Source organism: Micromonospora sp. NPDC047465 (genome assembly GCF_040643125.1).
GTDB lineage: Bacteria > Actinomycetota > Actinomycetes > Mycobacteriales > Micromonosporaceae > Micromonospora.
Window position 1 is genome coordinate 141,900 of the sequence record NZ_JBEYTP010000009.1, and the last position, 14,880, is coordinate 156,779.

General features: G+C 71.4%; 12 protein-coding genes. 6 read left to right on the forward strand and 6 right to left on the reverse strand.

From position 1 onward, the window contains the following. Positions 1 to 12: 12 nt before the first annotated feature. Positions 13 to 318 carry a 4a-hydroxytetrahydrobiopterin dehydratase gene (locus tag ABZ793_RS11625; RefSeq protein WP_357455572.1) on the reverse strand — a complete coding sequence of 102 codons (306 nt, stop codon included), beginning with the start codon at positions 316 to 318 and terminating at the stop codon, positions 13 to 15. A gap of 183 nt (positions 319 to 501) precedes the next feature. Here ABZ793_RS11625 and ABZ793_RS11630 point away from each other — a divergent pair, with 183 nt between their 5' ends. Then, positions 502 to 942: a (deoxy)nucleoside triphosphate pyrophosphohydrolase gene (locus tag ABZ793_RS11630; protein ID WP_357455575.1), complete on the forward strand. Its 441-nt coding sequence runs from the start codon at positions 502 to 504 to the stop codon at positions 940 to 942. 76 nt (positions 943 to 1,018) lie between these two features. On the opposite strand, the gene ABZ793_RS11635 is transcribed toward ABZ793_RS11630, so the two are convergent. The 5 genes from ABZ793_RS11635 to ABZ793_RS11655 all read right to left on the reverse strand — a co-directional run bounded on the left by ABZ793_RS11635 (position 1,019) and on the right by ABZ793_RS11655 (position 8,281). After that, entirely contained in the window at positions 1,019 to 2,116 is a 1,098-nt protein-coding gene (locus ABZ793_RS11635) for a succinate dehydrogenase/fumarate reductase iron-sulfur subunit (protein WP_357455578.1), read from the reverse strand. After that, entirely contained in the window at positions 2,116 to 4,065 is a 1,950-nt protein-coding gene (locus tag ABZ793_RS11640) for a fumarate reductase/succinate dehydrogenase flavoprotein subunit (protein ID WP_357455581.1), read from the reverse strand. Before ABZ793_RS11640 ends, ABZ793_RS11635 begins: the two co-directional genes overlap by 1 nt. A 13-nt stretch (positions 4,066 to 4,078) precedes the next feature. Next, the gene (locus tag ABZ793_RS11645) at positions 4,079 to 4,885 is read right to left on the reverse strand and encodes a hypothetical protein (RefSeq protein WP_350703904.1); all 807 of its coding nucleotides are present in this window, start codon (positions 4,883 to 4,885) and stop codon (positions 4,079 to 4,081) included. A 384-nt stretch (positions 4,886 to 5,269) separates the two neighbouring features. Then, positions 5,270 to 6,724 carry a metallopeptidase TldD-related protein gene (locus ABZ793_RS11650; protein WP_357455585.1) on the reverse strand — a complete coding sequence of 485 codons (1,455 nt, stop codon included), beginning with the start codon at positions 6,722 to 6,724 and terminating at the stop codon, positions 5,270 to 5,272. 120 nt (positions 6,725 to 6,844) lie between these two features. Further along, positions 6,845 to 8,281, reverse strand: coding sequence for a TldD/PmbA family protein (locus ABZ793_RS11655; protein WP_357455588.1), 1,437 nt, complete (start codon positions 8,279 to 8,281; stop codon positions 6,845 to 6,847). Positions 8,282 to 8,669: 388 nt separating this feature from the next. On the opposite strand from ABZ793_RS11655, the gene ABZ793_RS11660 reads away from it, so the two are divergent. The 5 genes from ABZ793_RS11660 to ABZ793_RS11680 all read left to right on the forward strand — a co-directional run bounded on the left by ABZ793_RS11660 (position 8,670) and on the right by ABZ793_RS11680 (position 14,834). Continuing rightward, complete coding sequence (locus tag ABZ793_RS11660; RefSeq protein ID WP_357455683.1) at positions 8,670 to 9,725, forward strand: ABC transporter ATP-binding protein; 1,056 nt, start codon at positions 8,670 to 8,672, stop codon at positions 9,723 to 9,725. Positions 9,726 to 9,837: 112 nt separating this feature from the next. After that, positions 9,838 to 10,932: a dipeptide ABC transporter ATP-binding protein gene (locus tag ABZ793_RS11665; protein ID WP_357455591.1), complete on the forward strand. Its 1,095-nt coding sequence runs from the start codon at positions 9,838 to 9,840 to the stop codon at positions 10,930 to 10,932. After that, the gene (locus ABZ793_RS11670; RefSeq protein WP_357455594.1) at positions 10,929 to 11,936 is read left to right on the forward strand and encodes an ABC transporter permease; all 1,008 of its coding nucleotides are present in this window, start codon (positions 10,929 to 10,931) and stop codon (positions 11,934 to 11,936) included. The genes ABZ793_RS11665 and ABZ793_RS11670 overlap by 4 nt, the downstream gene beginning before the upstream one ends. 10 nt (positions 11,937 to 11,946) lie before the next feature. Then, complete coding sequence (locus ABZ793_RS11675) at positions 11,947 to 12,933, forward strand: ABC transporter permease (protein WP_357455597.1); 987 nt, start codon at positions 11,947 to 11,949, stop codon at positions 12,931 to 12,933. Positions 12,934 to 13,091: 158 nt separating this feature from the next. Further along, positions 13,092 to 14,834, forward strand: coding sequence for an ABC transporter substrate-binding protein (locus ABZ793_RS11680; protein ID WP_357455600.1), 1,743 nt, complete (start codon positions 13,092 to 13,094; stop codon positions 14,832 to 14,834). Positions 14,835 to 14,880: the final 46 nt, after the last annotated feature.

A 14,880-nucleotide genomic window follows, 5' to 3' on the forward strand; every position in this document is an offset into this window, starting at 1 on the left:
CCGGCGCGTAGGTCAGGGCTGGGTGACCGCGCGGTACGCGTCCTCGATGCGCGCGGCCAGCAGCACCTCGCGCTCGGTCAGCGGGGCGTTGCCGTGCCCGACCCTGATGTGCGTGTGGTCGGCGCGGCGGCTGATCTCGGGCCGTAGGTGCAGCGCGTCGGCGACCACCTTCACCCGCTCGGTGAGGGCCGCGTGCTGCGTGTCGTCGATCACGAGGGTCCGTCGGATCTGCTCACCCTCCCGGATCCAACCGGTGAGCAGGGTGAGGGCGTCGCTGAGGTAGTCGTGCTTCGCCCGGCCGTTGAACAGCACGCGCATCACCGCACCTCCCAGGCGCCGTTGCCGGCTTGTGGCCAAATCGTCGCCGTCCCGTGTCTTGTCGGTGCCCTCTAGTCTGTCGTCGCACGGTGGGTGTGTCCACGCCCACACTTCCGTGTTCTCCTGCCCTGACGGTCGGCCACGCTACCCAAACCGCCGATTGATCTGGCACGCTGGACGCCCGTGCGGACCGAACGGGCTAACGGCGGCGGGCAGGCCGAACGACGGGATCTGAGGGTCGTCGTCGGGGCGGCGATCATCAGGAACGGCAGGGTGCTCGCCTGCGCCCGGGCCGCCCCGCCCGAGGTGGCGGGCATGTGGGAGTTCCCCGGCGGCAAGGTGGAGCCGGGCGAGAGCGAGACCGCCGCGCTCGTCCGCGAGTGCGCCGAGGAACTCGCCGTACGCGTGGAGATCGGCGACCGGGTCGGCCGCAACGTCCGGATGGCGCACGGCCGCTCCGTGCTCAAGGTGTACGCGGCCCGCCTGCTGCACGGCGACCAGCCGCAGGCGCTGGAGCACTCGGCACTGCGCTGGCTCTCCGCCGACGAGTTGGACAGCGTCACCTGGCTGCCGGCCGACGCCCCCATCGTCGCCGCCCTCCGCCCGATCCTCGCGCCCGGCTGAGCCGAAGCGGACACCCGGGCGGAAACGGGACGGGGGCCGGCGGCAACAGCCGCGGCCCCCGTCATCGTCGACGCCCTCAGTGCTTGTCCTGCTCCGGGTGGGCGAAGTTCAGGTGCTCCGGCGGCAGCGGGAAGGTCACGTCCTCACCGAACGGCGACGGCGCCGCCGCCCGGTCGAAGGTGAGCTCCGTCAGCGGAAGCCTGCCGTGGGTGTCCACGGCCGGCGCCGTCGGCTTCGGCACCTCGCGGTGCCAGTTGACGCCGCGCTGCGCCTGCACCTCGGACTGCGGGTCGTGCGAGCCGCCCGCGTGCGAGTGCACGCCCCCGTGGGCCGCGCTGCCGTGCACCGCACCGCTGGCGTGCCCGCTGGTCACGATGGTCTGAGGCACCTGACCCCTCCGGAAGATCTTGCTACCAAGCCACACGAGGGGATCGTACCTGCGGTCGACGACCCGCTCCTTCATGGGGATGATCCCGTTGTCCGTGATCTTGATGTGCTCCGGGCAGACCTCGGTGCAGCACTTGGTGATGTTGCAGAATCCGAGGCCCTGTTCGGCCTGCGCGTACTCCTTGCGGTCGGTCCTCGCGTCGAGCGGGTGCATGTCCAACTCCGCGGCCCGGATAAAGAACCGCGGCCCGGAGAACGCCTGCTTGTTCTCCTCGTGGTCCCGGATCACGTGGCAGACGTTCTGGCACAGGAAGCACTCGATGCACTTGCGGAACTCCTGCGAGCGCTCCACGTCGACCTGCTGCATCCGGTACTCGCCCGGGGCCAGGTCGGCCGGCGGCGCGAACGCCGGGGTCTCCCGCGCCTTCTCGTAGTTGAACGAGACGTCGGTGACCAGGTCCCGGATGACCGGGAAGGTGCGCAGGGGAGTGACCGTGACCGTCTCGTCCTCCGTGAAGGTGGACATCCGGGTCATGCAGCTCAGCCGCGGCTTGCCGTTGATCTCCATCGAGCAGGAGCCGCACTTGCCGGCCTTGCAGTTCCACCGGCAGGCCAGATCCGGGGCGTCGGTGGCCTGGAGCCGGTGGATGACGTCGAGGACCACCTCGCCCTCGTTCACCTCGACCATGTAGTCCTGCAGGTCGCCGCCGTTCTCGTCGCCGCGCCAGATGCGGAACTGGCGCTTGGCGCCGGGCTTGCCGGCCCCGGGGGACTTCTGCTCCGCCATTACTTGCCCGCCTCCTCGGCCTCGGCGTCGGCGACGAGGGCGTCGAACTCGGCGAGCTCCTCGTCCGTGAGGTACTTGGCCAGCTCCGCGCGGTCGAAGAGGCCGATCAGCTCCGCGCGCATCTTCGGCAGCGGCTTGCGCTCCAGGCGCACGGTGTCGCCGTCCAGCGAGCAGACCAGGTTGACCCGGCGCCACATCGGGTCCATCGCCGGGTAGTCCTCCCGGGTGTGGCCGCCGCGCGACTCCTGCCGCTCCAGCGCCGCCTTCGCGGTGCACTCCGAGACCACCAGCATGTTGCGCAGGTCCAGCGCCAGGTGCCAGCCAGGGTTGTAGCGGCGACCGCCGCTCGCGCTGACCTTGGCCACCCGCTCGCGCAGCTCCGCCAGCCGGCTCAGCGCGTCGGCCAGCTCCCCCTCGCGCCGGATGATCCCGACGAGGTCACCCATCACCGCCTGGAGGTCCTGCTGGAGGGTGTACGGGCTCTCGCCGGTGTCCCGCTGCAACGGTGCCAGCGCGGTCTCCACCGCGGCCTCCACCGCCGCGACGTGGACCTTCGGGCGGGCCGGCAGGCTGTCGGCGTACGTGGCGGCGTGGCCGCCCGCGCGCTTGCCGAAGACCAGCAGGTCGGACAGCGAGTTGCCGCCGAGCCGGTTGGAGCCGTGCATGCCGCCGGAGACCTCACCCGCGGCGAAGAGCCCCCGCACGGTGCCGTACGCGGCGCCCGAGTCCGGGTCCACCTCCACGCCGCCCATCACGTAGTGGCAGGTCGGGCCGACCTCCATCGGCTCCTTGGTGATGTCGACGTCGGCCAGCTCCTTGAACTGGTGGTACATCGACGGCAGGCGGCGGCGGATCTCCTCGGCCGGCAGCCGGGAGGCGATGTCCAGGTAGACGCCGCCGGCGGGGGTGCCCCGGCCGGCCTTGACCTCGCTGTTGATCGCCCGGGCCACCTCGTCGCGGGGCAGCAGCTCCGGCGGGCGCCGGTTGTTGTCCGGATCCTTGTACCAGCGATCCGCCTCGGCCTCGTTGTCCGCGTACTGCTTGCGGAAGACGTCGGGGACGTAGTCGAACATGAACCGCTTGCCGTCGGAGTTCTTCAGCACGCCGCCGTCGCCGCGCACCGACTCGGTGACCAGGATCCCCTTCACCGACACCGGCCAGACCATGCCGGTCGGGTGGAACTGGAGGAACTCCATGTTGATCAGGGTCGCGCCGGCGCGCAGGGCCAGCGCGTGCCCGTCCCCCGTGTACTCCCAGGAGTTCGAGGTGACCTTGTAGGAGCGGCCGACGCCGCCGGTCGCCAGCACCACGGCCGGCGCCTCGAAGAGGACGAACTCGCCGGACTCCCGGTAGTAGCCGAACGCCCCGGCGACCCGGTCGCCGTCGAGCAGCAACTCGGTGATGGTGGTCTCGGCGAAGACCTTGATCCGGGCGTCGTACGAGCCGTGCTCCCGCTTGTCCTCCTGCTGGAGGGAGACGATCTTCTGCTGGAGGGTGCGGATCAGCTCCAGGCCGGTCCGGTCACCGACGTGCGCCAGGCGCGGGTACTCGTGGCCGCCGAAGTTGCGCTGCGAGATCTTCCCGTCCTTGGTGCGGTCGAAGAGCGCGCCGTACGTCTCCAGCTCCCAGATCCGCTGCGGCGACTCCTTCGCGTGCAGCTCGGCCATCCGGAAGTTGTTGAGGAACTTGCCGCCGCGCATGGTGTCGCGGAAGTGCACCTGCCAGTTGTCCCGGCTGTTCACGTTGCCCATCGCGGCGGCGGCGCCGCCCTCGGCCATCACCGTGTGCGCCTTGCCGAAGAGCGACTTCGAGATGATCGCGGTCTTCTTGCCGGCGAGCCGGGCCTCGATCGCCGCGCGCAGGCCGGCGCCGCCGGCCCCGATCACGACGACGTCGTAGTGGTGTCGTTCGATTCGCGTGGTAGACGTGTGGTGGTGAGGATTGGTCATGTCAGGGGGCCCTCTAGTTGATGAACCGCAGGTCGTTGAACCAGCCCGCCGCGACCGCCATGACGTAGAAGTCCGTCAGGGCCAGGGTGCCGAGGGTGATCCAGGCGAGCTGCATGTGCCGGACGTTCAGGGCGGAGATGAAGGTCCAGGCCCGGTAGCGCACCGGGTGCTTGGAGAAGTGCTTGAGCCGCCCGCCGATGATGTGCCGGCAGGAGTGGCAGGAGATCGTGTACGCCCACAGCATGACCACGTTGCCGAGCAGGATGATGTTGCCCAGACCGAACCCGAAGCCCTTCGGCGAGTGGAAGGCCAGGATCGCGTCCCAGGTGTTGATCAGCGAGATGACGGCGGCGGCGTAGAAGAAGTAGCGGTGCAGGTTCTGGCCGAGCAGCGGGAACCGGGTCTCGCCGCCGTAGGACTGGTGCCCGTCCGGCACCGCGCACGCGGGCGGCGACAGCCAGAACGACCGGTAGTACGCCTTGCGGTAGTAGTAGCAGGTGAGGCGGAACAGCAGCAGGAACGGCAGGGTCAGCGCGGCGTCCGGGATGATCCACCAGCCGGGCAGGAAGCTGCCGAAGTGCGAGGAACCCTCGACGCACCGTTCGGTGACGCACGGGGAGTAGAACGGGGTCAGGTAGTGGTACGCGTCGACCCAGTAGTAGTCGTGCATGAAGACCCGGACCGTCGCGTACGCGACCCACGCGCCGAGCCCGATCACGGTGAGCAGCGGGGCGAGCCACCAGCGATCGGTACGCAACGTCTTCGCCGCGATGGCGGCGCGTGCCCGCGCTCCCCGCGGCCTCGTTGCCGTTGATGTCATTCGAGTCGTCTCCCTGACGGGGCCCGCACGCGCGGGCGATCAGCTTCCGGTCGGCACGCGGACCGGCGAACCCGCACCCGCTTGCCACGTCATGCGCACACCAACGACCGCGCCGGCGATACGGCGCAGCTAAGTGACACACGTTACGCCGATCTTTGCGGGCCGTCCGCGCAAGGCAGTGTCCCGTGTGTCCCGGCCGGTGGAAAGCCCCGAACGATGATCGATGTCCGGATGTTAAGAACCTCACCGGTCGCCTGTCCGGCGTACGCGCGCGACTCACCCGGAGGCGTCGCCGGCCCGGAGTCCGTCGTGGAGCGGGCCGCCGGGCTCCGTCGTGGAGCGGGCCCGCCGGGCCGGGCTCCGATCCGTGCAGCGGGCCGCGGGTCAGCCGGAGGCGCCGCCCGTGAAGTTCCAGGAGGCCAGTCGCAGCGGCGGGGCCTCCCACCAGACGCCGTCCGTCCGGTCCGGCTGGCGTACCGCCCGGCTGCCGACGCCGAGCACCGCGCCGGGACCGAGGGCGCGGGGGTAGGACTCGGTGAAGCGCAGGTCGCGGACCGCCCGGGTCACCACGCCGTCCTCCACCAGCCAGACGCCGTTGCGGGTCAGGCCCGTGACGACCAGGCTCTTCGGATCGAGCACCCGGGTGTACCAGAGGTCGCTGACCAGCAGCCCCCGCCGCACCCGACCGACCAGCCCGGCGGTGTCCCCGTCGACCACCGCACCCGGCACGCCGCCGCCCGCGCCCGCCGTGCCCGGCCCGGCGGAGCCCGCCGTGTCGGCGCCCGACGTCGCTGCCGGCCCGCCGCCCGTGGCTCCGGCACCCGTCGCCCCGGCCGCGTGCAGGCGCAGGTTGCGGGGCATCGGGCCCCACGTCGCGGCACCGGCCAGCGCGTGCCCGGTCGAGGCCGCGCCGGCCTCGGCGGCGGTGCGCCGGTCGTGCGCCACCGCCCGGGTGGTGCCCGCCTCGACCAGGGTCACGGCGCGCCGGGGCGTGCCCTCGACGTCGAACGGCAGCCCGGAGCCGCCGAGCGGGTCGTCGACCAGGGTGACCGCCGGGTCGAACTGGGCCGCCCCCGGCTCGGCGAAGGACTGCCGCTCGGCGTACCGCTTGCCGTTGAAGCCGAACCAGGAGAGATTCTGGAGCAGGTCGGCGACGGCGGCCGGCTCCAGCACCACCTCGTAGCGGCCGGGCGGCAACTCGACCGGGTCGGCCGCGGCGCGCGCCTTGGCCGCGGCCCGGGCGCCGAGCGCGGCACCGTCGATCTCGGCCAGCCGGTCGGCGCAGAACCGGGCCACGCCGTCGGAGCCGCCGGTGCGGGCGATGCCGTCCATCGCCGCCTCGGCGGCGCGGCCCGACGCCGAGTGGCCGGCCGAGTTGGCGAACGCGGAGGAGCGGTGCGCCGTGCGGCAGTAGCCGGCCGCCTCCAGCCCGCCGGCCGCCGCCACGAACGCGCGCACCACCTCGGCCCGCTCGTCCGGCTCGGCGTACGCGGTGGCCTCGTCGAAGATCGCGGCGGTCGGCGCCGGCGCCGACGGGGCGAGGCCCGGCCAGGCCGGGTCGGGCGGGCAGAGCCGTGCCGCGGCGAGGGTGCGCTCGACCAGCGCGCGCAGCCCGTCGGCGGTGACCACGCTGCCGCTGCCGGCGGCCGTGCGCCCGCCGACGTGCAGCCGCAGTCGGACCTCGACGCCGGACTCGGCCACGTTCTGGTGGATGAACGAGTTGGCGAACCGGGTCAGCGCCAGGTCGGCCCGGGTGACCACCACCTCGGCCTGCGCGTCGGGCCCGCCGAGCCGGCGGACCAGCTCCACCACCTGACCGGCGATCTCCAGCTCACTCATGCGGCACCCCCTTCGTTCGCGACTGCGGGACTCGCTCGCTGCGCTCGTTCGTCGCGCTCGCCGTGTCGCCTTCGTTCGCGGCTGCGGGACTCGCTCGCTGCGCTCGCTCATTCCTCGCGCTCACGCACGAACTCCTACCCGGACGTTGCGGAAGCGGGCCGGCGCGGCCGGGTGGCCGGTGTGGCCGACCTGGCCGGGCTGGCCCTTGCCGCAGTTGGGCGTGCCCCAGGCGACGGTCTCCGAGGAGAGCATGTCCATCGAGCGCCAGAAGAGGGGACCGATGCCGGTGTAGGTGGGGTTGCGCAGCATCCGCCCGCGCCGGCCCTTCTTCACCTCCCAGCCGATCTCGCAGCCGAACTGGAAGTTGAGCCGCTTGTCGTCGATCGACCAGGAGCGGTTGACGTCCATCAGCACCCCGTCGTCGGTGGCGGCGACGATCTCCTCCAGGGTGTGCGGGCCGGGCTCCAGGCCCACGTTGGTCATCCGCACCATCGGCAGCCGGGCCCAGCCGTCGGCGCGTACGCTGCCGCCGTGGTCCAGGCCGGCGACGGCGGCCGAGTCCCGGCCGGCGAGCACGCCCACCCAGCGCCCCTCGCGCACCGCGTCGCGCCTGACGGCCGGGGAGCCCTCGTCGTCGAAGCCGAAGCTGCCGAGCGCGCCGGGGATGGTGGGGTCGATGGTGACGTTCATGAGCTCGGAGCCGTAGCGCAGCGAGCCGAGCTGGGCCAGGTCCAACCAGGAGGTGCCGGCGAAGGCGGCCTCCCAGCCGAGGATCCGGTCCAGCTCGATGGCGTGCCCGACCGACTCGTGGATCTGCAGGGCGAGTTGCTCGCCGCCGAGGATGAGGTCGGTCTCGCCGGCGGGGCAGGGCGGCGCGGTGAGCAGCGCCCGGGCCTCCTCGGCGATCCGCGCGGCGTGCGCGGCCAGGTCGAGCGAGGTGACCAGCTCCCAGCCGGTGGTGCCGTATTGACCTCGGTAGCTCGGGTAGGAGCGGCGCTGGGTCTCCCCGTCACCGACGGCGGTGGCGGAGATGCCGCCGCCGCACTCGCGGATCCGCTGGTCGATCCGGTGCCCCTCGCTGGAGACGAACCACTTGGCCGTGTCCCAGACCTGGTAGAGGCCCTCGGCCACGTCGGCGCCGTGCTCCGCCATCGTCCGCGTGGCACCGACCAGCAGGTCGCCCTTGTCGGAGAGCGGTACGCCGAGCGGATCCACCACGCAGGGGGACGCCCAGCTCGCGGTCACCGCCGCGGCCGGCACCAGGTCGATCGGCGGCCCCGGGACCCGCGCGCTCGCCGCGGCGATCCGCGCGGCGCGCCGGCCGGCCTCGCGGGCGGCGGCGTCCGACAGGTCCGGTACGGCGTGGAAGCCCCAGCTCGACCCGACCAGCGCGCGGACGCCCAGCCCGATGCTCTCGTCCTGGGTCAGCTCCTCGATGTCGCCGTTGCGGGCCGACATGGATTCGTAGCGGCGGTGCATCACCCGGGCGTCGGCGTATCGGGCTCCCGCGTCGAGCGCGGCCTGCACCGCGGCGGCCGCCGCGTCGAACTCGGTCACGACGTCACGTCGCCGCGCTCTGTGCCGTCATGAGGCACCACCGGGCTGCGTTGATGATTCGCTCGCTGGAGCTCGCTCATGCGCCCGACCCTAGGCGAGTCCACCGACATCCGTCAGGCGAGCAGGTCCTCCGGCCGGATCGTGGCCCGTACGGGCTCGGTCAGCTCCGACTCGTCGCCGGCTCTGGTCACCGACCGCTCGACGTGGATGCGCTGGTGGGGGTGTCGGAGCCCGTTGCAGAGTCGTTACGCTGTGGCCCGCTGACAGCCCCCGGATATGTAGCTTATTTTCACCCTCAGTGATTTCCTGTAGGTTCTCTTCGTCACTGAGGGAGGCGGTCGTGGGCAGTCCGGAGTCGGCGTCGTCCGGGGAACCGGGCCGCCCCAGCGTGCCGGAGCAGCGCTCCGGCCAGGACCCGTACCTGCGGGTGAGCGACCTGCGGGTCCGCTTCGACACCGAGGACGGCGTGGTGCGCGCGGTCGACGGGGTGTCGTTCGCGGTGGAGCGGGGGCGCACGCTCGGCATCGTCGGTGAGTCGGGCTCGGGCAAGAGCGTCACCTCGCTGGCCGTCCTCGGCCTGCACAACGCCAAGCGGACCACCATCACCGGGGAGATCTCCGTCGGCGGGCGCCAACTGGTCGGCCTGCCGGAGGAGGAGGTACGCCGGCTGCGCGGCCGGGACATGGCGATGATCTTCCAGGATCCGCTGTCCGCGCTGCACCCGTACTTCACGGTGGGCAGGCAGATCGCCGAGGCGTACCGGGTGCACCACCCGAAGGCCGGCAAGCGCGAGGCCCGCCAGCGCGCGGTGGACATGCTGGGCCGGGTCGGCATCCCGCAGCCGGCCCGCCGCTTCGACCAGTACCCGCACGAGTTCTCCGGCGGCATGCGGCAGCGGGCGATGATCGCCATGGCGCTGGTCAACGACCCGGACCTGCTGATCGCCGACGAGCCGACCACCGCCCTGGACGTGACCGTGCAGGCGCAGATCCTCGATCTGCTGGCCGACCTCCAGGCCGAGTTCCACTCCGCGATCATCATGATCACGCACGACCTGGGCGTGGTCAGCCAGGTCGCCGACGAGGTGCTGGTCATGTACGGCGGGCGGGCCGTCGAGCACGGCAGCGTCGAGCAGGTGCTCCGGCGGCCGCAGCACCCGTACACCTGGGGCCTGCTCTCCAGCGTGCCCTCCCTGCACGGCGACGCGGACGCGGACCTGGTGCCGATCAAGGGCAACCCGCCCAGCCTGATCAACCTGCCGCCCGGCTGCGCCTTCCACCCGCGCTGCCGGTACGCCGGCCGCAACGGCGACCGCTCGCGCACCGAGGTCCCGGAGCTGCGCCCGGCGGGCGCGCCCGGCCACCTGGTGGCCTGTCACCTCTCCGCCGACGACCGGACCCGGTTGTACGCGGAGGACATCGCCCACGTGGGAGTTGCTCGGTGAGCGCGAGGAATGCAGCGGAGCGGAGTCCCGCAGTCGCGAACAAGGGTTGCTCGGTGAGCGCGAGGAATGCAGCGGAGCGGAGTCCCGCAGTCGCGAACGAAGGTGGGACCCGATGAGTGTGGAGACGGTCGAGTCGCTGCTGCGGGTGCGCGGGCTGGCCAAGCACTTCCCGGTGCGCAGCGGGCTGCGCAGCACGGGCCTGGTGCGGGCCGTGGACGGGCTGGACTTCGACGTGCGCCCGGGCGAGACGCTCGGTCTGGTGGGGGAGTCCGGCTGCGGCAAGACGACGACCGGCCGGATGCTGGTCCGCCTGCTGGAGCCCAGCGCGGGGAGCATCGAGTTCGCCGGGCGGGACATCACCCACGCCGGCCGGCGTGAGCTGCGCCCGCTGCGGCAGGACCTTCAGATCATCTTCCAGGACCCGTACGCCTCGCTGAACCCCCGGCACACCGTCGGCCGGATCGTCGCGATGCCGTTGCAGGTCAACGGGATCGACCCGCCGGGCGGGATCAAGGCCCGGGTGCAGGAGCTGCTGGAGCTGGTCGGGCTGAACCCGGAGCACTACAACCGGTACCCGCACGAGTTCTCCGGCGGCCAGCGTCAGCGCATCGGCATCGCCCGCGCCCTGGCGCTGCGGCCGAAGCTGATCGTCGCCGACGAGCCGGTCTCCGCCCTGGACGTGTCGATCCAGGCGCAGGTGGTCAACCTGCTCCGCGACCTGCAGCGCGACCTGGGCCTGGCGTTCGTCTTCATCGCGCACGACCTGGCCGTGGTGCGGCACTTCTGCCAGCGGGTCGCCGTCATGTATCTCGGCAAGATCGTCGAGATCGGCGACCGGGACGACATCTACGAGCGCCCGCAGCACCCGTACACCCGGGCGCTGCTCTCGGCGATCCCGGACGTCACCAAGCTCGGCCCGGCCGGCCGGATCCGGCTGGCCGGCGACGTGCCCACCCCGCTCAACCCGCCGTCGGGCTGCCGGTTCCGCACCCGTTGCTGGAAGGCGCAGGACATCTGCGCCACCGAGGAGCCGGCGCTGGTGCCCCGCGACGGCGGAGGCCAGGCCGCGGCCTGCCACTTCCCGGAGCGGGGGCCCGTCGAGGCCGCCCCGGCGGGGCAGCCGGCGACGTCGGCCGCCGAGCCGGCGGACGGCGCGGGCGGCGAGCCGGCGGACACGGGTGCGGGCGTCGAGGAGGTGTCGAGATGAGCATGTCCCCGGCGGAGGGCGTGGCGCTGGCCGAGATCGACTCGGGTGGCGGCGCCGACGCGCCGAAGGAGAAGGGCTTCGTCGGCCGGTCGCCCGGCCAACTCGCCATGCTCCGGCTGCGCCGCGACCGGACGGCGATGGTCAGCGGGGCGATGCTGGTCTTCTTCGTGGTGGTGGCGCTCGCCGCGCCGCTGATCGAGGCGTTCTACGGGATCAGCCCGCGCGACCAGTTCCAGGCCAAGCTGGACGGCTTCGGCATGCCGCTGGGCTACGCCGGTGGCGTGTCGGGCGAGCACTTCTTCGGGCTGGAGCCCAACCTCGGTCGGGACATCTTCATCCGGCTGGTGTACGGCCTGCGTACCTCACTGCTGATCGCCTTCGCGGCGGCGGTGATCACGGCGGCGATCGGCATCGCGCTCGGCGCGCTCGCCGGCTACCTCGGCGGCTGGCTCGACGCGGTGATCAACTGGATCACCGACCTGACCCTGGCCATGCCGTTCCTGATCATCGCGCTGGCCCTGACCCCGACCCTGACGCTGCGCTTCTACGGCGAGCGGGACGCGGTCTCGCCCGCCTTCGGGGTCGGGGTGCTGATCGCCGTCTTCGCGATCTTCGGCTGGACCGGCACCGCCCGGCTGGTCCGCGGCCAGGTGATCGCGCTGCGCGAGCGGGAGTTCGTGGAGGCCGCCAAGGCCAGCGGCGCCGGGCTGGCGCACATGCTCTTCCGGCAACTGCTGCCGAACATCTGGGCACCGATCCTGGTGTCGTTCTCGTTGGCGGTGCCGCAGTTCATCACCAGCGAGGCCGCACTGTCGTTCATCGGCGTCGGGCTGACCGAGGAGACGCCGAGCTTCGGTCGGATGATCTACCAGAGCCTGGACTACCTCCAGACCGACCCGGCGTTCGTCTTCTTCCCCGGCATCACGATCTTCGCGCTCGTGTTCGCGTTCAACCTCTTCGGCGACGCGCTGCGCGACGCGCTCGACCCGAAGTCGTCCCGGTAGGGGGCATCCGATGACGCGCTTTCTGATCAAGCGGATCTTCTCCGCGGTGCTCACCCTGTTCGCGGTGAGCGTGCTGACCTTCCTGATGTTCTTCGCGCTGCCCCGCGACCCGGTCAGCGGCATGTGCCCGAAGAACTGCAACCCCGAGCGGCTGGAGCGGGTCCGCGAGGAGTTGGGCCTGCGTGACCCGCTGATCACCCAGTACGCCGGCTACATGAAGGGCATCTTCACCGGGCGGGACCTGGGCAGCGCCCAGGGCGGCCGGTGCGACGCGCCCTGCCTGGGCTGGTCGTACGTCAACAACGAGGCGGTGCTGGACACCATCGCCCGGGTGCTGCCGGTGACGCTGAGCATCGTGATCCCGGCGGCGATCCTCTGGCTGCTGCTCGGCGTCGGCCTCGGCATGGTCTCGGCGCTGCGCCGGGGCACCTGGCTCGACCGGGCCGCGATCGGCTTCTCGCTGACCGGCGCCTCGCTCCAGCTCTACTTCGTCGGCGCGGTGCTGCTGCTGGTCTTCGTCTACAACCTGCGCCTGCTGCCCGTGCCGAGCTACACGTCGATCTTCGACAATCCCCTGAAGTGGGCCAGCGGCCTGGTGCTCTCCTGGGTCGCGCTGGCCTTCCTCTTCTCCGCCATCTATGCCCGGCTGTCGAGGGCACAGATGCTGGAGACGCTCTCCGAGGACTTCGTGCGCACCGCGCGGGCGAAGGGCCTGGCGAAACCGAAGGTGTACGGGCGGCACGCGCTGCGCGCCGCGATCACTCCGGTGGTCACCATCGCCGGCCTGGACGTCGGGGCGGCGCTGGGCGGCACGGTGATCACCGAGACCACCTTCGGCATCCAGGGGCTGGGGCGGACCGCCGTCGAGGCGGTGCGCGCCGGCGACCTGCCCACCATCATGGCGACCGTGCTCATCTCGGCGGTCTTCGTGGTGATCGCCAACGTGCTGGTCGACCTGCTCTACGCCGCCATCGACCCCCGCGTACGGCTCGGGTGACCCGCCCGTCCCGGCCGGCGCGCCCGCCCCGGGCGTCCGCCGGTCGGACGGCGGTGAAATTTATCGACAACTGTTACACAACTCGTAGGTTTTCTTCTTTACGATCCTCGGGACGTCGGCGTTCACGCCCGGCGGCACCTGGGTGGAGGAGGTAGGAGATGCGACCACGCGTGGCGGCCGCCGCAGGCGGCGCGATCGCACTGGTTGTGGCATTGGGTGCGTGCTCGGAGAACACGGGCGAAGGCACCACGGTGGACACCAACCGGCAGCAGACCGGGGTCATCGCGACCGACCCGAAGGACTCCATGGGTCCGGCGGCCGAGGTGCCGGGCGCCCAGAAGGGCGGCACCTTCACCATCATCCGGGAGACCCCCATCTCCCACCTGGACCCGCAGCGGACGTACTCGTTCGCCGGCCTGATGACGTCGCCGCTGTTCTCCCGTTACCTGACCACGTGGAAGGACGACGGCAAGGGCGGCCTGGTCCTCGTCGGCGACCTGGCCGAGACGCCGGGCACCAACGTCAACAACGACTGCAAGGTCTGGGAATTCAAGATCAAGGATGGGGTCAAGTTCGAGGACGGCCGCCCGATCACCTCCAAGGAGATCGCGTACGGCATCGCCCGCTCCTTCGACCCGGACCTGTCGGGCGGCCCCACCTACATCCAGGAGTGGCTGGCCGACAGCCCGCAGTTCGACACCAAGTGGGACTTCAAGAAGAACAAGACCTCGCTGCCCCCGGGCCTGAGCACCCCGGACGCGAAGACCCTGCGCTTCGAGTTCGCCAAGCCCCGCTGTGACCTGCCGTTCGCGGTCTCGCTGCCGACCACCGCGCCGCTGCCGGCCGACAAGGACACCGGCGTCAACCTGGACCACCAGCCGTTCTCGTCCGGTCCCTACAAGATCGCCAAGAACCAGGTCGGCGTGCAGATCACCCTGGACCGCAACCCGCACTGGGACCCGAACACCGACCCGGTGCGGCACCAGTACCCGGACCAGTTCGTCTGGAGCTTCGGCGCGACGGCCGACGCCGCGAACAACCGGGTGATCGCCGACAACGGCGCCGACCAGAGCGCCGTCGCCTTCAACTACGTGCCCGCCTCGCTGGTCGCCAAGGTCGCCAACGACCCGGCGCTCAAGGAGCGGACCATCCTCTCCCCGACGCCGAGCTCCAACCAGCTCGTCATCAACAACCAGCGGGTGAAGGACCTGAAGGTCCGCCAGGCGCTGAACTACGCCATCGACCGCGAGGGCCTGATCAAGTCGGTCGGCGGGCAGACCGTCGCCGCGCCGATGACCACGCTGATGCCGCCGTCCACGATCGGCTTCAAGGCGTACGACGCCTACCCGGCCGGCGCCAACGGCAACGTCGACAAGGCCAAGGAGCTGCTCGGCGGCCAGACGCCGGAGCTGGTCCTCGGCGTCGCGGACAACACGAGCGAGCAGCAGATCGCCACCCAGCTCAAGGGCAACCTGGAGCGGGCCGGCTTCAAGATCACCGTCCGGAACATCCCGGACGACTCGAAGCTCGACGAGGTCAAGAAGAAGGACAACCCCTGGGACCTGTACATCGGTAACTGGGCGGCGGACTGGCCGAGCGGCGCCTCGATCCTGCCGGTGCTCTACGACGGCCGCACCATCAAGCCCGAAGGCAACAGCAACAGCGCGTTCTTCAACGACCCGGCGATCAACGCCGAGTTCGACCGGATCCTGGCCCTGCCGCCGGCCGAGCAGGGCCCCGAGTGGGCCAAGCTCGACGAGCGGATCATGAAGGAGCACGCCCCGGTCGTGCCGCTCTACGTCGACGTGGCCTACCTCGTGCACGGCTCCAAGGCCGGTGGGGTCTTCGTCTCCAGCGTCTTCGGCTACCCGTCCTTCGTGAACGCGTACGTCAAGCAGTAACCCTCAGGCACCAACCCCACGGACGGGCCCCGGTCGACAGCGTCGT